The sequence below is a fragment of the Flavobacterium azizsancarii genome (assembly GCF_027980145.1).
Taxonomy (GTDB): domain Bacteria; phylum Bacteroidota; class Bacteroidia; order Flavobacteriales; family Flavobacteriaceae; genus Flavobacterium; species Flavobacterium azizsancarii.
The window spans coordinates 18,058-41,660 of sequence record NZ_JAMZNK010000026.1; the positions used below are offsets into that span (position 1 = coordinate 18,058).

Below are 23,603 nucleotides of genomic sequence, written 5' to 3' on the forward strand. Positions count from 1 at the left end.
ACGGTTTCCCGTAAAGAAAGAACAAATATAAAAACTACTTTGCGCCTTCTTAAAATCAAAACGTTTTTTTTGATTAATTATTTAATTTAAACTTTAACCATGATTAAAAAATTCCTTTTATGCGCGGTAGTTCTTTCGCAATTTGCCATCTCTTGTTCAAGCGATGACAACACAGACCCTACTAAGGATCCTACAACAGAAGAGCCCAAAGAACCAGTAAAAGACCCAACTCTTGCTGAACAAATTGCAGAACTTGTTAAAAAACCATATTCAACTTTAACTCCGGCACAGCAAAAACTAAAACTTGAAGCTGAAGCTAATGAAATGCTAGTTCAACTGGACAAATCAAAAAGCTCTAGTGCTCTTAAAGCAATAGAAAATTTACATAGATTATTAGTTATCAATCCTGTTGATATTTTTAACGGAAAAAATGGTAATGAAATAGAAGATATTTTGAATGTTTCTGATGTTTATGGCATTTATACCTGGAATAATTCCGGAAAAATATGGGCTAAAACAGCCTCAACTTCTGAATTAAAATTTATCTTCCCTGCTAAAGAATCAGAAACATCAAACAGCGCAATACTTTCTGCCAAAAGTGTATCTTCTACTGTAAAAATAAAATTTACAGATACAGACGGAAGTTATATTTATGATGAAAAAACCGATAATTACATTCATAAAGAATCAATATATGATCAAATCTTTTTACCTTCATCGGCAGATGCAGTTTTAACAATTAATAACGCTCAGGCTGCAGTTTTTACTCAGACAGCCAGTTATTCTAATGGAAAAGAAGTTCCAAACGAATTTGCGTATAAAATGACTTTAAACGACGGATATGCCTGGGAAATGAGTGGTAAAAAAGGCGCTGAAAACACCTCAAAAGCTGTTTTTTCTTATAATGGAAAAATCTTACTTGACTTTAATGGCGGAAGCAATTCTAATATTGATGGCCTAATGGGTAGTGAGGCCCTTATACAATATAGAGGTAAAGCGAATGGATTAATCAATTTAATGGACAATTTTGTGATTGTAGCAGATATGGATTTAGCTACTGAAGCGGCTGATAAAGTAGCTTTAGAAAAAAGCTTGGTACGTCCTACGCCACTATATGATAATAACAACCCTAATAATGACTACAAGGCATATCACACTGCCTTAAATGTATACGAAAAAAAGCAATCTGAAGGCTTGGCCGCAATTTCTAATAAAAACTTAAAACTAATCTTAGTTTCTAAAAAAGACGGAACTAAAATAGCTGATATTGTTCAACATTCAGAAAAAAGCGGAGACGATTATATTTATAGATTACCAGTTTGGAATGCAGAATACAAATACTGGACATACAGTGAGAAAGGGGAAGAATTCAATCAACCTTATCTTGAAGAAGTATACTACTTAAAATTCAACGACAACACTGAAGTAGCTATGAGCGTTTATTTCTCAGAAGGATTTGAAAAATTGTCAACCAAATTCACTGATTTCGCAGCATCTTTTAAAAAATAAACAGCAATTAAAATTTTACTTAAAGCCGATTTGAAACAATTCAAATCGGCTTTATTTTGTAGGAGGTGTTTTAACAGTTAAAGTACTCTGACCATATCCTGCCCAAATACCAATTCCGCCTTTAATATTCGATTTTAAACTTGTATTTGATGGATAAATTGGATTCTTGCTGTTTACGATTTCGTTTTGCCAGCTGTTCCAGAAATCCAAGGCGTCTTTGTTTTGGGTTCTTAATTTTACATGAATCAAATCCCCATCTGCAAAATAAGGTGTAAATTTAGTTTTAGGAAAAAGCAAAATCCCACGATTAACCTGTACGGTAACTGAAGATTCTTTAAAATTTTTATCATCCAGATTACCATAAAATACAGGCACAAAAACAGGCTCTTCTTTGTCTATTTTTGTAGCAATCTGGTAATAGTTTTTTTCATTTACGGGATCATCAAATTTTACAAAAATATATCCAGTTGTATCTGCAGCATTCTTTTTTATATACTCGGCACTTTTAAGTTTTACTGATTTTGGAATTGTTGTTACGGCTTGAACAACACGATTTAAATATTCTATTTTAATGGAGTATTCTTTTCCCGCCTCACCCATTAGAGTTGATCCAAAATACACAAACGGTGGCACTCTGTTTTTGTCATTTTTAACTCTTAAAACCTCAGATGTCTCACCATCAGAAATAGTGATTTTTGCAGAACGAATAACATGATTCAAAACATTTGTAGAATCTATAGCATCTGTAACAGGAATACTGCTTGACAATAAAACCTGGGCATAATCACCTTCTTCAATCCATCCTTCGACTACAATTTTAGATTCAATACTTTTTTCGCTAAAATCATCTTTAGAACAACTTACAGCAACGAGAGTAAAAAGAAATAATATATATTTTTTCATTGTTTAAAATTTAAACCTCCAGCTTATTGAAGGCAGAATGCGGTACAAGACCTTTTTTTCCTGTTTTACAATTACAGTATTTTTATCATTATTGACTTTAACATCTAAAATCACATAAATTGGATTATCAATATTGAAAGTATTGTAAATCGAGAAATTCAAGGCGCTCTCTTTTTTATTTGTTTTTACGAAGAAATAATTAACAGAAAGATCTGTCCTGATATAATTAGGCATTTGTGCATTATTATATTCTGAATATTCTTTGACGGGATTATTGTTGATAAAATACCAGGAAGTGGGCATCGTAAATCGATTTCCTGAACTGAATATCTGAGTAATACCAAAATTCCATTTTGGATTTAAATCATACATCCCAACCACTGAAAGATTATGACGTCTGTCGTATTTTGCAAAATAAGTTTTCCCATTGTTGAGTTCATCAAAGTTTCGATCAGACCAACTCAGCGTATAACTTAACCAACCTGTAAATTTTCCGTTGTTTTTGCGCAACATCATTTCTAATCCGCACGCTTTCCCTTTTCCAACTAATAGATCATTCTTTAAAGTTGTGATTTCGTTAAACTGCGTTATTCCATACGGATATTCAAGTAAATTTTTCATCGAACGATAAAACCCTCCTAAAGATGAAGAAATATTCTTCGAAATATTTTGATTTGAACCAATCGAAAACTCATCTGAAGATTGCGGTTTTATTCCCTCTGAACTGGCAATCCAGAAATCAGTCGGAATCCCGACGCTCGAAGTAGTTATTAAACTCAAATATTGATATTGCCTGTTGTAAGATCCGTAAAAAGAATACTTTTCGTTTGCGATATAATTTAGTAAAACACGTGGCTGAAAATGTAAATACGAATCATTAGAACCTGAAGTATAGTAATTAATCCTAAGCCCTAACTCAGCATTTAAACGATTCGTAAGTTTTGGTTTTATGGTAGTAAAAACCGCAGCTTCATCAGCATTTATTATATTATTTTGAGTTGTATTATTATCGGTCAGATTTTCAATATTTACTTTTTGAGGCTGTAAATTATGATGTACATACTGCACTCCCGATTCTACAGGAACGCTTTTTATCGAGTAACGAAAGGCATTATTAAATCCAAAATCTTTGACATACGATGAAACACCAAATTCGATTGTGGCTTGTTCCATATTCAATTCATTAGAATATTTACTAAAATAAACAGAGTTACTCATACTTATTTTAGGCGAAAATGTAGTTGCTAATGTTGGGGAAACCGTAAAATTACTCCATTTTAAATCTGTTTTCAAAGCCAGATTACTGTCCTTTATTCTTAATACGTCTCCGCTAATAAAGGCATCTACAGAAAGTAAATTATTTTTAGAAATCTGAGAAATAAAGGTCATATTCCCATCAGAAAAACCATATTTCATATCCTGAACATCTTTATTATTTGAACCCGAATTTAATAATGGCGCTACAACTTCATCGATATAAGTTTTTCTTCCGGAGATATAAAAACCCGTTTTATCATTTACAGGAATAGCAAGGGTAAGTTGCGAAGCTAAAATCCCAATATTTCCCTGAATACCCAATTCAGACGGTATTTTTTTGTTGGGAACTAAAAGTGTTGTTGAACTTAAACGTCCGCCATATTTAGCATTCGAACTTGATTTATCAAATTCTACACCTTTAATATGGTCTGTATTGTAAAAAGGAAAAATACCTAATAAATGTGACATACCATATATAGGAGTGCCGTCGTATAATATGGCATTATGTCCGGGATCTCCACCTCGTACATACAAATATCCGTTTGCATCTCCTGAATTCTGAACCCCTGGCGTGAGTTGTAAAAGTTTAATGATATCTGTGGTTCCTAAAACTGTGGGAACAGAGGACAATTCTTTTAAATTGAACGATAGTCTTCCTCCTGACAAATTAGTAAAACCGCTTTTTTTATCATTGGATATTATGACTTCTTTTAAAAGTGAAATGTCTTTTTCCAGTACAATTGAAATTAAAGTGTCTTTTACAAAATCAAGATGAATTGATTTTGCAAGATACCCAATTTGATTAATCGTTATTTTGACCTGACCTAAAGGGATGTTTTCTGAGAAGCTACCCAGAATATCAGATATTGCGTAGTAGTGTTGATTGTTCACATCTAAAGAAATACTGGCACCAAGAAGGCTTTCGTTTTCAGAAGATTGTATGTTTCCTGTTATAGTGGCTTTAGATTGCGCAAATACAGTAGAAAAACAGAATAAAAAAAAGAATAAAATTGGTTTTGACACTTGATTTTAATAAGAAAAGTGCGAAAGTAAACAATTAAAAATCAATTCTTAGAGGAAGTAAATATTTTTATTTATTGTTTAAAATTCATGCCCCGAAAACTCATTATTATTACCTGAATGCCGCATGAGGTATAGAAGGCAATGTTATTAAGTTAAGCTTTTTTTAAGGACAATTATGGCTAAAAAAATTCGCACAAAGTCGCAGAGTCGCAAAGAAAACAGATGTAAACTTGGCGGCTCTGCGACTCCGCGCGAGATCCATTCGGCAAAAGCATTATAGATTTTCCTTAACTTAATGACATTGAGCTTCGGGACTGCGGGTCATGCCCTATTCATTTTTATTTTTACTTCAGCTTATTCAAATACATATTCACCACATTATCCAAACCAAGATAAAGTGCTTCTGCAATTAATGCATGACCAATAGAAACCTCCAGCAATCCTGGAATATTTTGTTTAAAAAACTGAATATTATCTAAACTCAAATCATGTCCGGCATTAATTCCTAACTCTAATTCATTAGCCAATTCTGCAGCTTTCACATACGGATCGATTCCATTTTTATTTCCTAAATCATATTGATGTGCAAAAGCCTCCGTATACAATTCGATACGATCTGTTCCTGTTTTTTTAGCGCCTTCGATAATATCTAAAACCGGATCAACAAAAATTGAAGTTCTGATTCCGTTACGTTGAAATTCCTGAATCACTTCGGTCAGATAAGACTGATTTTTTATAGTATCCCAACCAGCAGAAGAAGTAATAGCCCCAATTGCATCCGGAACTAATGTTACTTGGGTTGGCTTGCATTCTAAAACCAAATCAATAAAATTATGTTGTGGATTTCCTTCAATATTATATTCGGTATAAACAATTGCTTTTAGATCGCGTGCATCCTGATAACGAATATGACGCTCATCCGGACGTGGATGAATTGTGATTCCTTGTCCCCCAAATTTCTGAATATCGGCCGCCACTTTTAGTAAATCCGGAACATTTCCTCCTCGTGCATTTCTAAGGGTTGCAATTTTATTGATATTTACACTTAACTTTGTCATATAAATAGATAATTAATTCTAGTAACACTATATTTGTTACGACAAAAATACAAAGTAAAACGTAGCAGTTTTTGCTATTTTTTGATTATTTTGCATCAAATATCCTTAAGAGATTTATGACAGAAATTACAAACTATATCACCAATGATTTCAGAGCGATAGATAGCCAGGAAACGATAGCATCGGTTCAGGACTTTTTTGCCGATTTGAATTTTTCGCATTTTCCGGTTTTGGAAAACGGAATTTTCATTGGAAGCATTGCTTCAGATGATGTTGAAACTTTTGACACTGACAAAAAAGTTATTGATTACAAATATACTCTCGAACGTTTTTTTGCCCGAAAATCAATGATGTGGCTAGATGTTTTAGAAGTTTTTGCTAAGAACCATACCAATGTAGTTTCGGTTCTTGACGAAAACAATGCTTACATTGGATATTATGAAATGGAAGATATCATGAAGTTTTTTCAGGAAACTCCATTTTTGAAAGAACAAGGCGGCATAATTATCGTTCAGAAAGGTCTTTTAGATTATTCGATGGGTCAGGTAACTCAGATTGTAGAAAGTAACAACGGAAAAATCCTTGGCTGTTTTGTTTCTGAAGCTGATCTTGAAAATGTTCAGATCACCATAAAGATCGGTATTGGACCAATGAATGAAATTATCCAGACTTATAGAAGATATGGTTATGAGATTATTTCAGAACATCAGGAAGACGCTTATATCAACAGCTTAAAAGAGCGTTCAGATTATTTAGACAAATACCTTAATATATAATACAATTAGAAAATATGCCAATTAGAAAATTAGATAATTTCTTAATTTTATCTAATTTACACATTTTGTAATTTTCTAATTGAAACATTGACACATTATCTAATTGACACATTATCTAATTTTAAAAAATGAAAGTAGCCATTTACGGACAATATTATCAAAATAGTACAGAGCCTATTATTAAAGATATTTTTATATTTTTCAATTCAAATAATGTTGAAATGGTTATTGAAGAGAACTTTTTAAAAATGCTTTATGAAAAGCAACTTATCACAAAGGAATACAAAACTTTTTCAGCAAGTACTTCTTTAGATGATAGTTTTGTAATGTTGATTAGTATTGGTGGTGACGGAACTATTTTAAGAGCTGCTACTTTAGTCCGAAATTCCGGAGTACCAATTTTAGGAATCAACGCTGGAAGATTAGGATTTCTGGCAACTGTACCTAAAGAAAGTATTGATAATTTTTTGCAGTTTGTAATTGATAAAAACTACACTATTTCTGAAAGAACCTTACTCAGTTTAAGTTGCGATCCTAAAAATGACGCTATCGAAGAAGATCTTAATTTTGCCATGAACGAAGTTACAGTAAGCAGAAAAGATACTACTTCGATGATTACGGTAGACACTTATTTGAATAATGAATATTTGAATTCGTACTGGGCAGATGGATTAATAATCTCTACACCAACTGGCTCAACAGGATATTCTTTAAGCTGTGGCGGACCAATATTAACCCCAAATGTAGAAAGTTTGGTTATTACGCCCATTGCACCACATAATCTAAACGCACGTCCGCTTGTTATTCCGGATAATACCGAGATAAAGCTTCGTGTTTCAGGAAGAGAAGATCAATATTTAGTTTCGCTGGATTCCAGAATTGCTTCGGTAAGAAATGAATCTGTATTAACAATTACCAAAACAAATTTTAAAATAAAGATGATAGAAATTCCAGGTGAAACTTTCTTGAAAACGTTACGAAACAAATTACTTTGGGGAGAAGATAAGAGAAATTAAGTCCTTTTATGATTCCTTACTATACGATAATACTACTTTTTCCCGTTCTGCATGTATCGAATCATCATTAAATGTCTCAAAATCATATTACAAATTGAAAAAAAAGCACATTTAACTAAAGGAACGTTGATTCGTATTGATAATTATTATATTTGCACGCAATTTTTAATTAAATGAAGAAAATTTTTAATTTATTGTTATGCTTTTTTCCCTTTATTACACTAAACGCTCAGATTAATGAGATTGGTGTTTTTTTAGGCGGAAGCAACTTTGTTGGTGACGTAGGAAATACAACTTATATTGCTCCTGAAAAACTAGCCTTTGGTATCTTGTATAAATGGAATAAAAGCCCGCGTCATTCGTATCGCTTCTCTTATACACAATCAACTCTTACAGGAAACGATCTCGATTCAGATGAATCGGGAAGAAACCAACGAGGTTATAGTTTTAAAAATACCGTAAAAGAGCTTTCTGCGGGTTTAGAGTTTAATTTCTTTGATTTTAATCTTCATGATTATCATCCAAAAATTACTCCTTATATATATTCAGGTTTGAGCTACTTTATGTACGATGAATTATATGTAACAGGAGGACAAACAAAAAAAGACAAAAGTTCAGGATCATTTGCCATACCAATGATATTGGGAATCAAATCGAATATAGCACCTAGTTGGGTTTTAGCTGCCGAAGTTGGTCTTCGCTATACTTTTACAGATAATATTGACGGAAGTAATCCGAGTAATGGCAATTATAAGCAATTGCATTTTGGAAATTTAAATAATAATGACTGGTATGTGTTTTCAGGAATCACTTTAACCTATACCTTTGGAGAAAAACCTTGCTATTGCGCAGAATAATAAAATGAATTTACTAGACTCTATAGATCAAACAAACTTACCCAAACATCTGGCCATTATTATGGACGGAAATGGACGTTGGGCAAAACAACAAGGTTTTTTAAGAGCATTTGGTCACGAGAACGGAACAAAATCTGTAAAAAAAACAATTACTACTTGTGCTAAACTTGGCATCGAGTATTTAACGCTATATGCTTTTTCTACAGAAAACTGGAATCGTCCAAAACTTGAAGTCGAAGCATTAATGAGAATTTTAATCAATTCATTAAAAAAAGAGCTTGGTACTTTACAAGAAAACAATATCAAACTTAATGCAATTGGAAACCTTGACAAATTACCAAAATCAGCTCAAAAAGAGCTGCTGGATGTAATTGACAAAACAAAAAATAACACACGTCTTACGCTAACTCTTGCTTTAAGTTACGGATCAAGAGAAGAATTGGTAAATGCCGTGAGAATCATCAGTGATAAAGTTAAAAATAATATAATTTCAATAGACAGTATTGACGATTCAATTATAAATGAGCATCTTTACACGCAAAATTTACCTGACGTAGATTTATTAATACGAACAAGTGGAGAACATAGAATAAGTAATTTTTTGCTGTGGCAAATTGCCTATGCAGAATTATATTTTACTAATGTCTTGTGGCCAGACTTTAAAGATCAAGATTTATATGAGGCTATTATTAGTTATCAAAAAAGAGAACGTAGATTTGGAAAAACCAGTGAACAAATTAAATAATATTTTAGTGTTACAAAAAAGAGTACAAATAGTCCTTACCCTACTTCTTTTGGGTAGTTTTTCACAAATAAAAGCACAAGAAAGAGTTCCTTTTGATCAGGGAAAAAAATATATTCTTGCTAAAGTTTCTGTTGTTGGTAAAATAAGCTTCAATGAACAAACTGTAGTTACCTTTTCAGGCCTTCAAAAAGGACAGGAAATAACTGTACCCGGAGAAGAAATAAGTGGTGCTATCAAAAAATTAGGTAAACTTGGCCTATTTGATGAAATATCCTTTTATGTAAATAAAATAGACAATGACAGTATCTATCTGGATCTGAATATTGTTGAACTTCCTAAACTAAATGAAGTAAAATTTGTTGGTATTAAGAAAAACAAAATCGAAGGATTAATTAAGGACAACAATTTGACCAAAAACAAAATTGTAAACGAAAACTTAGTTACGACTACCAAAAATTACATAGAAAACAAATACAAAAAAGACGGTTTTTATAACACCAAAGTTACTATTACAAATACTCCTGACACCATTAATGGGCATCATGTAAATATGCTTGTTCGGGTAGACAAAGGTGATAAAGTAAAAATTAGCAGTATCGACTTCATTGGCAACAAGCAACTTAGCAGTAACCAATTAAGATCTGCGATGAAAGATACTAAGCAAAAAAATGTACTCCGCATTTTAAAATCTTCAAAATTTATTCCTGAAAAATACAAAACTGACTTAGAGAAGGTTGTAGCTTCTTATAAAGAAAAAGGATATCGTGATGCACGAATTATTTATGATTCTGTTACTTATAACAAGAAGAAGAATATGCTTGCCATCAAAATTAAAATGGAAGAAGGAAACAAATACTACTTTGGTAATATTAAATTCTTAGGAAATACTGTTTATTCTGATCAGCTGTTAAATCGTTATTTAGGAATCAAAAAAGGGGAAACTTATAATGGTGTTTTACTTGAAAAACGTATTGCTGACAAAACAAAACCTGACGCAGAAGACATTACAAACTTATACCAAAACAATGGTTATTTGTTCTCTAACATCAATGCTGTAGAGGTAAAAACGGTAAACGATACTATCGATTTTGAAATTAGAGTTACAGAAGGTCCTATCGCTTACTTCAACAAAATATCTGTAGTAGGAAACGATAAAACCAATGACCACGTTATATACCGTGAACTTAGAACTAAACCGGGAGAAAAGTACAGTAAAGAACAATTGGTTAGAACTATTCGTGAAATTGGACAATTAGGATTCTTTGATCCTGAAGCTATTGATCCAAAATTCAAAAATGTAGATGCTGCAGCAGGAACTGTTGATATTGAATATCACGTTGTAGAAAAAGGATCAAGCCAGGTTGAACTTCAAGGAGGTTACGGTGGTGGAGGTTTCATTGGAACCTTAGGATTATCTTTCAACAACTTCTCGGCAAGAAACATATTCAACAAGGAATCTTATAAACCATTACCAATGGGAGATGGTCAAAAAGTAGCACTTCGTTTACAAGGAAGTACTTATTTCCAGACGTATAGTTTATCATTCTCAGAACCATGGTTTGGAGGAAAAAAACCAGTACAATTTAGTTCATCTATCTCGTATAGTAAGCAGTTCTTAAACAACTATGCTACAAGAACTGTAGATAAAAGCAAGAGTTTTAACATCCTGACATTACAAGTTGGTTTAGCAAAACGTCTTACTGTGCCGGATGATTATTTTGTATTATCACAATCTGTGAGTTACCAACATTATGATTTAAATAACTATAATACAGGTTTATTTACCTTTGGTAACGGAGCGTCAAGAAACTTAGCGTATACAATTGGACTTTCAAGAAGTAATAAAGGGGTTAACCCAATATTCCCGACATACGGTTCTGATTTTAGTGTTTCTGCAAAACTTACACCTCCATATTCATTATTTAATGGAGTTAAATACGGAGACTTACAAAATCAAAAAGAATACAAATCACAATATACGGGAGCTCCAACTTCAGGAGTAGATGGTAAACCACTTAACACTGGAGACTACGTTAAAACGGAAACTATCAACGGACAATCAGGTACTGTAAGTGTTGGATCTGATTATGCAAGTGCAGATACTGATCAGGGGAAAGTCGATCAAAAGAAATACAATTGGTTAGAATATTATAAAATTAAATTTAAAGCAGACTGGTATACTAAACTATATGGTAAATTAGTTCTAAGAACATTAACTGAATTTGGTTTCTTAGGTGCTTATGACCAGGCAAGAGGTGATGTACCATTTGAGCGTTTCTATTTAGGAGGAGACGGAATGGCTATGTACTCAATGGATGGTAGAGAAACTATTGGATTAAGAGGTTATGAAAATAATTCCCTAACCCCTGTAAATTCAAGAAATGAGCAAATTGGAGCAACTATTTATAATAAGTTCTCTATGGAATTACGTTACCCAATTACATTAAAATCATCTGCATCTATTTATGCGTTGGCTTTCTTAGAAGCTGGATCATCATATCCAACCTTTAAAGATTATAACCCTTTTGACCTTTACCGCTCTGCTGGTGTTGGTTTACGTGTATTCATGCCTGCATTTGGATTATTAGGTATTGACTGGGGTTACGGTTTCGATCCTCAACCAGGAGAAACAAAAGCACACGGTAAAGAAATTCACTTTATCATTGGACAACAATTTTAGTAGAATTTTTAATACATTTGTTTAAAAATTTAAAATATACTAATGTTATGAGAAAGCAATTTTTATTTATGTTTTTGGCCGTGATTGTTGTAAATACAAGTAACGCTCAGACTAGAACGACAAGGATTGGTTACATTGACATGGAGTATATTTTAGAGAATGTCTCTGATTATAAAGAAGCAAAATCTCAGTTGGAGCTTAAAGCCCAAAAGTGGAAACAAGAAATAGAAGCTAAAAAACTAGACATTACAACTCTTAAAGAAGGTCTAAAAGCAGAAAGAGCTTTACTTACTAAAGAGCTTATTGATGAAAGGGAAACAGAGATTAAATTTCTTGAAGATGAAATGTTGACTTATCAGGAAAAGCAATTTGGAGCTAATGGAAATTTAATGCATCAAAAAGCTTCGTTGGCAAAACCAATACAAGATCAGGTTTTTACTGCTGTTCAGGATATTGCTGAAGCTAAAAATTATGATTTTATCTTTGACAAATCATCTGATCTGACAATGCTTTTCAGTAACAAAAGATTTGACATAAGCGATCAGGTAATACGTGTTTTAAACAGAACTGATAAGAGAGAGCAACTGACTAAAAAACAATTGAAAGATCAGGAAGCTAAAGAAAGTATCGAAAATGCCATTGATGAAAATCCGGCATTACAGGACAGACAAAAAGCACTAGAAGAGAAAAGAACGGCCAGAGAGAAATTAATTGAGGACAGACGATTAGAACAGGAAGCCAAGAAAAAAGAATACGACGACAGAAGGAAAGCAATTGCAGCAGAAAGGGAAGCTAAAAAAAATGGCACGGTTTCTGAACCAGCCAAAACAGATGCAACTAAAACTGACGCAACAGCAAAACCTGCTGCCACATCTACTGAAACAACAACCGCTGATCCGGCAGTAAATAAAGCTGAAGAAAGACAAAAACTTTATGAACAGCGTAAAAAAGAGTTAGAAGAAAGAAGAAAGAAAATTTTAGAAGAACGCGAAGCGGCTAAAAAAGCAAAAGAGGCCGAAACACAAAAAGCAAATACGACCAATAATTAATTAATATTTTAAAAATGATGAAACAAATCAAAACTTTACTAATTGCTGCACTACTAATTTTAGGAGCAAGTAACACAATGAACGCACAAGCTAAGGTAGCTCATGTTGATGTTAGCGAGATCATGTCGAAAATGCCTGCAATGCTGGATGCACAAAATCAACTACAAAAATTAAGTGGTACATACGATGCTGAATACAAAAAAATGGTTGACGAATACCAAGTAAAAATCAAAAAGTATGAAGGTGAAGCTGCAACTGTAACTGATGCTGTAAACGGAGAACGTTCTAAAGAAGTTCAGGACATGCAAAAAAGAATCGTTGATTACAGAGACAACGCTCAAAAAGAATTACAACAAAAAGAAACTGACATCGTAAAACCATTAATGGAAAAAGTAAGAGCTTCTATCTCAAAAGTTGGAAAAGCTAAAGGTTTCCAATATGTATTAGATGGTTCTACTCTTTTATTAGCTGATGGTCCAAACATTACTGCTGATGTAAAAAAAGATTTAGGATTCTAAAAAACAGTTTCCTTAAAATAAAAAAAACTGCTTAAACTTTCAAAAGTTTTAAGCAGTTTTTTTTTACATTAAATTAAAACTAAAAAACCGAAAAATTCGCACATTTCACGTAAATTGGAATATAGATTTATTTCAAAAAACACTAAATTTGCATTATGACGAATAACAATCCTATAGGCGTTTTTGATTCCGGTATTGGAGGAACTTCCATTTGGAATGCCATTCATAACTTACTTCCAAACGAAAAAACTATTTACCTTGCCGATAGTAAAAATGCTCCTTACGGTCAGAGAACCAAAGAAGAGATTGTTGCGTTAAGCAAAAAGAATGTTGATTTTTTACTGGACATGAATTGCAAACTGATCGTTATCGCCTGTAATACTGCCACAACAAATGCAATTCTGGAACTTCGTGCTGATTATGATATTCCGTTTATAGGAATTGAACCTGCAATAAAGCCTGCCGCTAATAATTCGAAAACACAAGTTATTGGCATTTTAGCCACAAAAGGAACACTGAATAGTGAGCTATTTAATAAGACAGCAGAAATGTTTCAAAACACCAAAATAATTGAACAAGTTGGCTATGGACTTGTTCAGCTTATTGAAGATGGTAATCTGAATTCGCCAGAAATGACGCAATTATTAGAATCCTATTTGCAACCCATGATCGATGCTAATATTGATTATCTTGTTTTAGGGTGCAGCCACTACCCCTACTTAATCCCTCAGATTAAAAAAATCCTGCCGGAGCATATTCATATTATAGATTCCGGAGAGGCTGTAGCAAGACAGACTCAGAATATTTTGCGTGAAAAAGTTGGTTTTACAGACCAGCAAAAAAGTGATCCTGTATTTTATGTCAATTCGAATCCTGAAGTTTTAAAATCAATCTTAGGTTATAAATATCCTGTAATCGAAAAAGACTTTTAGATATTAGGTGTCCTAGTCTATTTTTCGTTTGATGAACCAAATCCCATCCAATGATAAATTAAGTGATATTTTATGATAATTTTCTTTGATCAAATTATCCGAAACCCTTCCTTTTTGTCCGTATGAATATGAAATATGCAAAGCCGAATACGTATTATCTATTGGCAAGGTAAGTCCAACAGAAATCGCTGCGTTATTCACCCTTTTTCCGTCAACCTCAAGATAGCCGGTATCAAAATTCACACCTGTTGCATATTGAACCCTATCCCAATATTTTCGAATATTCTTTTTACTACTATATGTAAATCCAAGTGCAAATCGATCCTGGTTCACAAAATTTCCATATAATTCAGATTGATTACTATCACTCCATAAACTCTTCTCATAATCCAGTGTCATATTCAAATTGTTTTTAAAGCGCTTACTAATCCCAACACCCATTTCTAAAGGCATATAATAATCATCTGTATCAGAAGCCACATTAGACTCTACGGTTGTTACGACCTCATCAGTAATTGTTTGAACCGTTTGAACTTTAGCCGCCTTAATTTGAGTTGGAAGCTTAAATGTTGTCGCAATAGTAAATGTAGAATCAATTTTATACTGTGCTCCTAATGTCGCTCTTACACCATTATAAGTTGTCTTTTTTTGAATACTGGTAATAGAATTCATTATCAAAAAATGTCTATCATCAGTGGTATTTCCAAACAACACAGCTGCGGATGCTCCTACAGCTAATTTTTTCCCGAATCGGTATCCGTATGAAAAATCAAAATTATTTAATCCTCCTGAACCTACGGCAGTTAAATAATAAAAATCCTGACTATTTTCTATTGGTAATTTTAAATTAGAAATTTTAAATGCAGCACTTGAATACGGTCGAAGCGAAACACTAAATCCGGAATTTTTAGTAACCGGAAAAGCAAGAGCAATATGTGAGAATTGAAAGTTATTACGGCTTTCACTTTTTGAACCACTTTCGTAAGTTGTTGAAATCGCTTTTCCACCAATATCAAACATAAAGTGATTTTGGGGCAAATAGCCCAAAGATGCCGGATTTAGATTATTTATAAAAGTATCTGAAGGTAAAGCCATTCCTGAGGAACCAATTGAAGGAATTACTCCAAAATCAGCATCATAGACACTACCAACTCCGTATAATGAATAAGGAGAACTTGAAATACTTTGAGAAAATGAAGTTAGCGACATCAAAATGGCGCCACCTAAATATGCTATTTTACTTTTCATTTAATAGGAGATGTAATAAATTTTAATTTGGATTTTATTGTTCTCATGTTTCTGATCTCCTAAAACAACGCGGTTTACGGATTTAGAAAGCCCCGGTAATGTTAGAATGAGAGAAGATCTGGAATCAGATTGCTTCAGCATTTCTTTCTGTAAAAAAGCACCAATTGGAATTGTATAACCAACATTCTCATTAAACTCATCACTTTTTTTATTCAGAGTACCAAAAATCGTTTTGCCCGCAGAATTTACTAATGAGGCACTAATTCTATTTAAATTATCGCCTACATAAACCTGTAGGGAATCTGCTAGAGGATATTTTTGCGAATAGGTATTATTAACGGCTCTCAGGAATATCTGAGCATCTACAATTGCTCCGTTTGCTGAAATATGTTTGAGCTGTTTAATATTGGGGAAATCAATCCTGCAGGCTACTCCTGTTCCTGACTGAATAAATCCCTGCCGGTTTGTTAATGAGCTTGACAACTTACCAGTCGAAATAGGTAAGTTTTCAAGTAAGGTTCCGGTTTTATCTGATGAAATTGAATTGAATTGCTTTCCGGCATCCAGAATCGTAAAATCTATAATAAAAGGAACTTCTTCTGCCCCTGCCTGATACTTTGAATAATACATTCGTATCTTACTTGTTGCAACATGAAAACCCGTAACGCTGGATGAATTAGATGTTGATGGCACCAAAACCAAACCCTTTAGATACTCAGTAAAAGTATCAAAGTCTGTAATTTCTTTTTTCTTTAATTTCTGAAAAAGTGCCGCACCAAACACATCACTCATTTTAATATTAATAGAGTCTTTTTCGGTTGGCCTTGGCTTGTATGAAATTGTTCCGAGGCTTTCATCACTATAACTTAAAGTCGAATTATTATAAAAACTATAATCATCAGTATTGGGTCTTACCCGTTGAGTCACTCGATGAATATCGAACGTTTGCACCTTTGTAGTATCACCATAATAATAGTTATCATATTTTAGAATCATTGCAATCGAATCAAAAACATAATTGGTCGTTTCTGTATCAGATCCACTACTTTTTAACAGATATGATTCTCCTGATAATTGAAAATAGCTGTTCGATTTTACCTTCCCATAAATTGGATCTTCATAATTCCCAATCAAAATTCGATTTTGATTCGAAGTAACAAGAGAATCAAAATTAATCGTAGACATTTCGACTGTCAGGGTATCAATTAAAATAACTTTATTACCAACAGCCAGATAATCAGATCCAACAACAAATTCGCCGGCATCAGCATCTGTTCCGCATGAAATTGCGGTCACAGCCAAAAACATCATCAATATAAACTTGTGCATAATCAATTTTTTGAACAAATATAAAATGCACTCTTCTGCACTACACTATAACATATACAGTCACGCCTTTTTACCCTATAAACAGCAAAAAACGATCTACAATAGATAAATGCTCCTTAATAATTCATTCAACCTTAAAAAAGGCTGTTTAGTCTATCAAAAAGTGGCATACATATATCTTCTTTTTTTTAAAACCATTACCCTCCTACTTTTGAACCAATAAACAAGTAATGAAAACAAGGTTTTTAATTTGGTCGATTTTTTTGATTTCAATTTTCAACATGAAAGCTCAGGAGAGCTTTTCAGTTAACATGAATGTAAAAACAGAACCAACTGACAAAATTGATTTTAACGAAACCAATATCGGTATATCGTTTAACAAGAAAATAGGCGTAAAAAACAAGATAACAAACACACTAGAGTATTCGAATCTGAAAGTGAATTATGAAATAGACCATTATAATAATCCGTATGAGAATTTGGATCGATTTAATCAGATTAAAAACAAGGTTGAATTTTCTCATGAAATTTCAAATGCAACAAGTCTGAATTTTTCAATTACCCCGACAGTAAATTTTCAAAGCAATTTAGACATGGATGCATTTTCAGTTTTGGGAAGTTTTGAGATTAAGCAGCGTTTAAATTCAAATACAATTATCAACATTGGGGCAGCCAGAACAACTGTTTTTGGATCTCCTAAATTCATGCCTGTTTTGTCTCTAAACTATCAAATAAGCAATGCAAGTTCTTTGATGATTGGATTTCCGGATTCAAAGATTTCATATTCTAATAATATCCGAAATAAGTTCAGTCTGAGCAATAGCTTCAATGGTAATTTTTATCATTTAGATTCTCAAAGCGATCTAAATACGAACGCCACAAAAGTTAGCTTATCACAAATGACGTCAGCGCTTGAATACGAAAGAAATGTCGACAAAAACTGGTTTCTAAATTTTAAAGCTGGGTATGATTTTAATAAAAAATACAATCTGATCGATAATGACAATCATAAAGTATATGATTTTAATACCGGTAATGGTTGTGTTTTAGGAATTGGCATCAAATACAAACAATAAATAAATTTAATACACTATGAATAATTTTAAAAAAGGAATATTATTCTCGGCATTGTTTTCCGGTCTTTTTTTTATAGGCTGCAGTAACGACAATGATGATGATGATTTAATGGGGAACTGGGTAAAAAAATCAGCATTTGACGGACCTGCCAGATCTAGTGCAACCAGTTTTGTTATTGGGGATTATGCTTATGTAGCGACAGGTTACACGGGAGATGTATATTTAAAAGATTTATGGTCATATAATTCTTCTGGAGACTATTGGGAACAAAAGGCGGATTTTTCAGGAGTTGGAAGAAGTTCTGCATCTAGTTTTACGCTTAACGAGAAAGGTTATGTTGGTCTTGGATATGATGGAACAAATAGATTGAAAGATTTTTATCAATACGATCCTACCAGTAATAGCTGGACTCAAAAAACTGATTTTGCCGGAACAGGCCGCTTTGGTGCGGTAGGTTTTCAAGCGGGAGGAAAAGCTTATTTTGGAACTGGATATGATGGGAATTACCTAAAAGATTTCTATCAATACAATGACCTGACAAACTCATGGACATTGGTAAATGGATTTGGAGGAAACAAAAGACGTAATGCTACCACTTTTGTAATTGGTGATAAAGCTTATTTAGTAACAGGAAGCAACAATGCTGTTTATCAGGAAGATTTCTGGGAATTTGATCCCGCTACTGAAGTATGGACCAGAAAACGTGACATCAATAAAAATACTGATGACGACTACACTTACAATGACGATTATGCAATCGTTCGTTCGAATGCCTCTGGTTTTTCAATGAACGGATTAGGTTATGTTGTGGGTGGAGAAAGCATAAAAACAATCTGGGAATACAATCCTGCAACGGATTTATGGGTAGAAAGAACTCCTATGGAAGGTGCTACCAGAACAGATGCTGTTGGGTTTGCAATCAATAATCGTGGTTTTTATATGCTGGGCAGAGTGGGTTCTACTTACTTTGATGATACCTGGGAATTTAAACCTCTAGAAGAGCAAAATGACAATGACAATTAACATTCAAAAACAATTCTTCTGGGGTAAAATCCAGAAGAATGTATTGCTTGCGATACTTATTTTACAATTTTTAGCCTGTGCGAAAAATGAAACTTTTAAAATCGAAGCCTTCAAAACTACGTCAGGTTGGGGTTATTCGATCGCTACAAAGAACAAAATCATCATCAAGCAGGCTATTATTCCAGTCATAAACGATAACAAAAGTTTTTCGACAGAAAGTGATGCTTTAAAAGTAGGTCATTTAGTTGTAGAGAAACTCAACAACAACATATCACCAACCATAACCAAAAATGATTTAATTTTATTAAAAATTAAATTATAAATGACACTAGACATTATCAAAAATACAAGCTCAAATAAAATTCTATTCCATAGTATCATCTGGTTATTCTTTATCCTGACTTCATTAATTGAATTTTATGAAAGTCCGTTTGCGATCAACAATGATTTTTATGTACAATGGACTACTGGAATTATTTTGTTTTATCTGAACTATTTTTATTTGGTACCTGTCTTGCTTTTAGAGAAAAAATACTGGCTTTATTTTACTTTTGTTTTTGCTGTGATCCTGCTGTTTATGATTATCAGAATTAATTATTTTATTCCTGAAATTAAGTTTGCAAGGACACGAATGATGCCGCCTCCGGAAGAACTTAAACTGTTTTTAAAAAACAAAAGATTCAAACCAATGTCGTTGGCAACAAGGCCACCTTTATTCTTTAAAATTGGCCCTTCATTTTTCTATATTTTAATTATTACCATAAGTGCCGTTATTAGAACGCTTACAGAGTTTTATAACAATCAGCAAAACAAGTTAATTGCCGAAACACATCGAACAAATACTGAATTGATCTATTTACGCAAACAAACTAATCCGCATTTTTTATTCAATTCATTAAATAGTATCTATTCTCTGGCACACAAAAAATCTGATTTGGTCCCTGATGCCATTGTTACATTATCAGAATTGATGCGCTATATGCTGTATGAAACTGACAATAAAACGGTGGCTTTAGAAAAAGAAGTCAATTATATTCAGAATTATATAGAGTTACAAAAGCTCAGACTTAACAATATCGAAGATATCTTTATCAATGTTCATGGCGATACCAGGAACAAGTTTATCGAACCCTTGTTATTGATTTCGTTTGTTGAAAATGCTTTTAAATATGGAACGGATTACAAAGGTGCCGCCCATGTAAAAATCAAAATTTTTATTCTCGAAAACACGCTTGATTTCTGGATCGAAAATACGATCGAAAATTATGTTAAAGATCCTGAAAACTCGGGAATTGGACTTGTTAATATTCAAAATCGACTGGACTTGCTTTATCCAAACGCTCACGAACTTAGCATAACACAGGACAATCAATATTACCGTGTACATCTGAATTTAAAATTAGATAAAATTCAAACTGCAATAAATTAATTAAGCTGACTATGGACAGAAAAAAATTTATCCGAAATAGTATTTTAGGAATTGCTTCGTTAGCAACAGCTTCTAAACTATTAGAATCCTGTTCTAAAAACGATCATGATGATAGCGGCTCCAGCTCTTCAGAAGACGGAAGCTGCACTGTTTCCCCATCAGAAACAAAAGGCCCATTCCCTATCAAAACCCCAAGTCAGTTGGTTCTAGAAAATATAAAATCAGACCGAATTGGAGTTGCTTTACTTATAAACTTAGTAATCGAGAATAAAAATAATAACTGTTCACCACTATCAGGCGTTTTAGTTGACGTTTGGCATTGTGATAAAGATGGTAATTATTCTGAATATGGCGGGACATCAATGCAGCCAAAAGATTATACATCGGTTCATTTTTTGAGAGGAAGACAAACCACCAATTCAAAAGGAGAAGTTTCGTTTATTTCGATTTTCCCGGGTTGGTATCAGGGCAGGGCACCTCATGTGCATATTGAAGTTCTAAGCACTAACGGCGCATCACTTTTAGTAACACAAATTGCTTTTCCTGAAACCGTTTCGAGTACTGTTTATTCGAGCGAAAACTATGTTGCACACGGTCAGGCCGACACATCAAACACAAGAGACAATGTTTTCTCAGATAGTTTAGCCGATGAATTAGCGACGCTAACAGGCAATCTTACAGACGGTTACACACTAAGCAAAACCATCACGGTAAACACATAATTAAGGCTTAATCAGTATTTTATGATAATTTTAAAACTTAATTTACTGGTTTAAAACTACTTTTGACTGCCAAAGCAAAATTTAAATTCAAAACCTTAGCAAATGAAATGTGTAATTATAGACGATGAGCCTTTAGCAGTTGAATTATTAGAAGATTTTGTTCGAAAGGTAGATTCACTTGAACTGATAAGTACTTTTAATAATGCTATTGATGCTGTTTCCTTTATCAATCAGAACAGTGTCGATTTGATTTTTCTTGACATTGAGATGCCTCATTTTTCAGGAATTGATTTCCTGAATACAATCGAGAAAAAACCTTTAGTAATTTTTACAACAGCTTATTCTGATTATGCCGTTGAAGGTTTTAATCTTGGAGCTGTTGATTATCTGGTAAAACCAATTCCATTTCACCGCTTCTTAAAATCAGTTGTCAGAGCGCAGCAGGTTTTAAATCCGTCAACAAACATCCAAGCCATTTCTGAAAGTACTACTGCACCTGAACTGGAACAGGATTTTATGTTTGTAAGGGCTGAATACGAAAATGTAAAAATGAATTTTTCGGATATTTTATTTATCGAAGGTTTAAAAGATTACGTCAAAATTTACACCACAGATAATAAATTCACATTAACTTTAATTAGTTTAATAAAGCTGGAAAATTTACTTTCAAGCAAAGGGTTCTCCCGAATTCACAGGTCTTATATCATTAATATAAAACACGTAAAATCAATACAAAAAAATAAAGTTTTGATTAGCGACAAACGAATTCCGATAAGCGAAAGCTATAAAAATTCTTTTTTCGAAAGAATCAATTTATAAATCGTCAAATTCCAATAAACAAAAAATCCCAAATTCCAATAAGAAGTCAAACATCTTTGGAATTTGGGATTTTTTTATTTTGGAGATTTTAGCTTATTCTTCGTTTTTAAACCAACCTGAATACATGACATAATTGTTCGAAATACGTTCAATTTCGCCTGCAAAATCTGATTGATCAATGTCTTTTACTTTCTTTGCCGGAACGCCCGCATAAATAGTCCCGGAAGCTACAACTGTATTTTGTGTAACAACTGCACCGGCAGCTATAATCGAATTACTTTCTACAACACAATTATCCATTACGATGGCGCCCATTCCTATCAGAACATTGTCATGAATAGTACATCCGTGCACAATTGCATTATGTCCTATAGAAACATTATTACCAATAATCGTAGGATGTTTTTGATAGGTACAATGAATAATAGCTCCGTCCTGAATATTAACCTTATTTCCTATCGATATAAAATTAACATCTCCGCGGATAACAGCATTAAACCAAACACTGCAAGAATCCCCAAATACAACATCACCAACAATTGTGGCATTTTCAGCAACATAACAATCCTCAGGAATAGAAGGTGTTTTTCCGTTTACAGATTTAATCAGCATAATAAAAATTTTAGTTAATGGCGGGACAATTACAATCGTAACGTTCCTTTTTACAAAATAAATTGATTCCTAAAGTAATTTGATGGTATCCTCCAGTATCAAATTTCACATTGCCTGTCACTTGTGAATACGTGTAAGCAAACATAAAATTATTATAATTTAAACCTATTATAGGTGTAATGTATTGCAATTTCTGACCCGATACACCACTTGCTGTACTGTATTGTGCACCATCAAAACTTCTTCTGTAAGACAATGCTGCCCACAAACTTCCAAAATCCATATTTTTGTAAGCTTTCATGTTGAAATCAATTGTTTTCTGCTTCGTTTTATCAAATATCTGAAGCAAAATCGATGGTTCCCAGGTAATATTCTCTCTTTTACCAAAAACATATCCGGCACTAAAAAGAAACTTTCTTAAGTTATCACTTTCATAATCCGTATACAACTCTCTTCTGGTTTCCAATAATCCCTGTACAGTAGCATGGGCATAAAAATCAAGATAATTATAGGATGCTCCAAAATCAACATTGAAATAGGAATCTTTTTGAATAGAACCAAAAACGATTGGATCAAAAGTCCCTCCAAATTTGGTTTCATCCAGCTGGCTTTGAATTAATCCCCCGCTAATACCAAAAGACAGCTGATTTAAATCGAGTTCATCTCTCGAAAACATGATATGATGAGCATAAGTAAGCTTTACTCCTTTTTGCGAATGGTAACCATTTTTATCATTAAAAATAATAATTCCGGCTCCTGAGCGTTCTCCCACTTTTCCGTTAAAAGTTAAGGTTTGCAATGCCGGTGCATCATCCTGACCAAACCATTGTTTTCTGGCTGTCAATCTTATTTTTGCACAATTGGCAGCGCCCGCCATCGAGGGGTGAATCAGGTAGTAGTTATCTGATAAATAATCAGAGTAAACTGGAATTCCTTCTTGCGAATATGAATAAAATGTTGTTATGAGAAAAATAAATAAAACCCTGATTTTAAATTCCATAAAGGCAATTTTGTTTAAATA

General features: G+C 33.2%; 22 protein-coding genes. 15 read left to right on the forward strand and 7 right to left on the reverse strand.

The features are described 5' to 3' along the window. The first annotated feature begins 99 nt into the window (after positions 1-99). Positions 100-1,509: a hypothetical protein gene (locus NJT12_RS15200; RefSeq protein ID WP_271336765.1), complete on the forward strand. Its 1,410-nt coding sequence runs from the start codon at positions 100-102 to the stop codon at positions 1,507-1,509. Between the two features lie 51 nt (positions 1,510-1,560). On the opposite strand, the gene NJT12_RS15205 is transcribed toward NJT12_RS15200, so the two are convergent. From NJT12_RS15205 to NJT12_RS15215, 3 genes are all read right to left on the reverse strand, one after another. Continuing rightward, entirely contained in the window at positions 1,561-2,412 is an 852-nt protein-coding gene (locus NJT12_RS15205; protein ID WP_271336766.1) for a DUF4249 domain-containing protein, read from the reverse strand. A 3-nt stretch (positions 2,413-2,415) separates the two neighbouring features. Further along, the gene (locus NJT12_RS15210; protein WP_271336767.1) at positions 2,416-4,692 is read right to left on the reverse strand and encodes a TonB-dependent receptor plug domain-containing protein; all 2,277 of its coding nucleotides are present in this window, start codon (positions 4,690-4,692) and stop codon (positions 2,416-2,418) included. A 344-nt stretch (positions 4,693-5,036) separates the two neighbouring features. Continuing rightward, positions 5,037-5,750, reverse strand: a complete 714-nt coding sequence (locus NJT12_RS15215; RefSeq protein WP_271336768.1) for a pyridoxine 5'-phosphate synthase — start codon at positions 5,748-5,750, stop codon at positions 5,037-5,039. Between the two features lie 116 nt (positions 5,751-5,866). Here NJT12_RS15215 and NJT12_RS15220 point away from each other — a divergent pair, with 116 nt between their 5' ends. The 8 genes from NJT12_RS15220 (at position 5,867) to murI (ending at position 14,323) form a co-directional block, all read left to right on the forward strand. Beyond that, positions 5,867-6,526, forward strand: coding sequence for a CBS domain-containing protein (locus NJT12_RS15220; RefSeq protein ID WP_271336769.1), 660 nt, complete (start codon positions 5,867-5,869; stop codon positions 6,524-6,526). Positions 6,527-6,654: 128 nt separating this feature from the next. Continuing rightward, on the forward strand, positions 6,655-7,542 hold the full coding sequence (locus NJT12_RS15225; RefSeq protein WP_271336770.1) for an NAD kinase: 888 nt from the start codon (positions 6,655-6,657) through the stop codon (positions 7,540-7,542). 173 nt (positions 7,543-7,715) lie between these two features. Continuing rightward, positions 7,716-8,399, forward strand: coding sequence for a type IX secretion system protein PorG (gene porG, locus NJT12_RS15230; RefSeq protein ID WP_271336771.1), 684 nt, complete (start codon positions 7,716-7,718; stop codon positions 8,397-8,399). 4 nt (positions 8,400-8,403) lie between these two features. Then, positions 8,404-9,144 carry an isoprenyl transferase gene (locus NJT12_RS15235; protein WP_271336772.1) on the forward strand — a complete coding sequence of 247 codons (741 nt, stop codon included), beginning with the start codon at positions 8,404-8,406 and terminating at the stop codon, positions 9,142-9,144. Continuing rightward, complete coding sequence (locus tag NJT12_RS15240) at positions 9,077-11,824, forward strand: BamA/OMP85 family outer membrane protein (RefSeq protein WP_271336773.1); 2,748 nt, start codon at positions 9,077-9,079, stop codon at positions 11,822-11,824. The genes NJT12_RS15235 and NJT12_RS15240 overlap by 68 nt, the downstream gene beginning before the upstream one ends. 47 nt (positions 11,825-11,871) lie before the next feature. After that, entirely contained in the window at positions 11,872-12,873 is a 1,002-nt protein-coding gene (locus tag NJT12_RS15245) for an OmpH/Skp family outer membrane protein (RefSeq protein ID WP_271336774.1), read from the forward strand. A 14-nt stretch (positions 12,874-12,887) separates the two neighbouring features. Beyond that, positions 12,888-13,391, forward strand: a complete 504-nt coding sequence (locus NJT12_RS15250) for an OmpH/Skp family outer membrane protein (protein ID WP_271336775.1) — start codon at positions 12,888-12,890, stop codon at positions 13,389-13,391. Positions 13,392-13,546: 155 nt separating this feature from the next. Next, the gene (murI, locus tag NJT12_RS15255) at positions 13,547-14,323 is read left to right on the forward strand and encodes a glutamate racemase (protein ID WP_271336776.1); all 777 of its coding nucleotides are present in this window, start codon (positions 13,547-13,549) and stop codon (positions 14,321-14,323) included. 12 nt (positions 14,324-14,335) lie between these two features. Here murI and bamG read toward each other — a convergent pair whose 3' ends face one another. Beyond that, positions 14,336-15,571, reverse strand: a complete 1,236-nt coding sequence (gene bamG, locus NJT12_RS15260) for a BamG family beta-barrel-assembly machinery protein (RefSeq protein WP_271336778.1) — start codon at positions 15,569-15,571, stop codon at positions 14,336-14,338. Continuing rightward, the gene (locus NJT12_RS15265) at positions 15,572-16,900 is read right to left on the reverse strand and encodes a DUF4270 family protein (protein ID WP_271336779.1); all 1,329 of its coding nucleotides are present in this window, start codon (positions 16,898-16,900) and stop codon (positions 15,572-15,574) included. Between the two features lie 311 nt (positions 16,901-17,211). Here NJT12_RS15265 and NJT12_RS15270 point away from each other — a divergent pair, with 311 nt between their 5' ends. From NJT12_RS15270 to NJT12_RS15295, 6 genes are all read left to right on the forward strand, one after another. Then, complete coding sequence (locus NJT12_RS15270; RefSeq protein ID WP_271336780.1) at positions 17,212-17,976, forward strand: DUF6268 family outer membrane beta-barrel protein; 765 nt, start codon at positions 17,212-17,214, stop codon at positions 17,974-17,976. 16 nt (positions 17,977-17,992) lie between these two features. Next, positions 17,993-19,000, forward strand: a complete 1,008-nt coding sequence (locus tag NJT12_RS15275) for a Kelch repeat-containing protein (protein WP_271336781.1) — start codon at positions 17,993-17,995, stop codon at positions 18,998-19,000. Then, entirely contained in the window at positions 18,990-19,322 is a 333-nt protein-coding gene (locus NJT12_RS15280) for a DUF4907 domain-containing protein (protein ID WP_271336782.1), read from the forward strand. Before NJT12_RS15275 ends, NJT12_RS15280 begins: the two co-directional genes overlap by 11 nt. Next, positions 19,323-20,429: a sensor histidine kinase gene (locus NJT12_RS15285; protein WP_271336783.1), complete on the forward strand. Its 1,107-nt coding sequence runs from the start codon at positions 19,323-19,325 to the stop codon at positions 20,427-20,429. Between the two features lie 11 nt (positions 20,430-20,440). After that, positions 20,441-21,151 (forward strand): dioxygenase family protein, encoded by a 711-nt coding sequence (locus NJT12_RS15290; RefSeq protein ID WP_271336784.1) that lies wholly within the window; start codon positions 20,441-20,443, stop codon positions 21,149-21,151. Between the two features lie 102 nt (positions 21,152-21,253). Continuing rightward, positions 21,254-21,970, forward strand: coding sequence for a LytR/AlgR family response regulator transcription factor (locus NJT12_RS15295; RefSeq protein WP_271336785.1), 717 nt, complete (start codon positions 21,254-21,256; stop codon positions 21,968-21,970). A 93-nt stretch (positions 21,971-22,063) separates the two neighbouring features. Here NJT12_RS15295 and NJT12_RS15300 read toward each other — a convergent pair whose 3' ends face one another. Both NJT12_RS15300 and NJT12_RS15305 read right to left on the reverse strand, forming a co-directional pair. Next, a complete protein-coding gene (locus NJT12_RS15300; RefSeq protein WP_271336786.1) occupies positions 22,064-22,582 on the reverse strand; it encodes a gamma carbonic anhydrase family protein in 519 nt (172 codons plus the stop codon). 10 nt (positions 22,583-22,592) lie between these two features. Beyond that, positions 22,593-23,582: a PorP/SprF family type IX secretion system membrane protein gene (locus NJT12_RS15305; RefSeq protein ID WP_271336787.1), complete on the reverse strand. Its 990-nt coding sequence runs from the start codon at positions 23,580-23,582 to the stop codon at positions 22,593-22,595. Positions 23,583-23,603 lie beyond the last annotated feature (21 nt).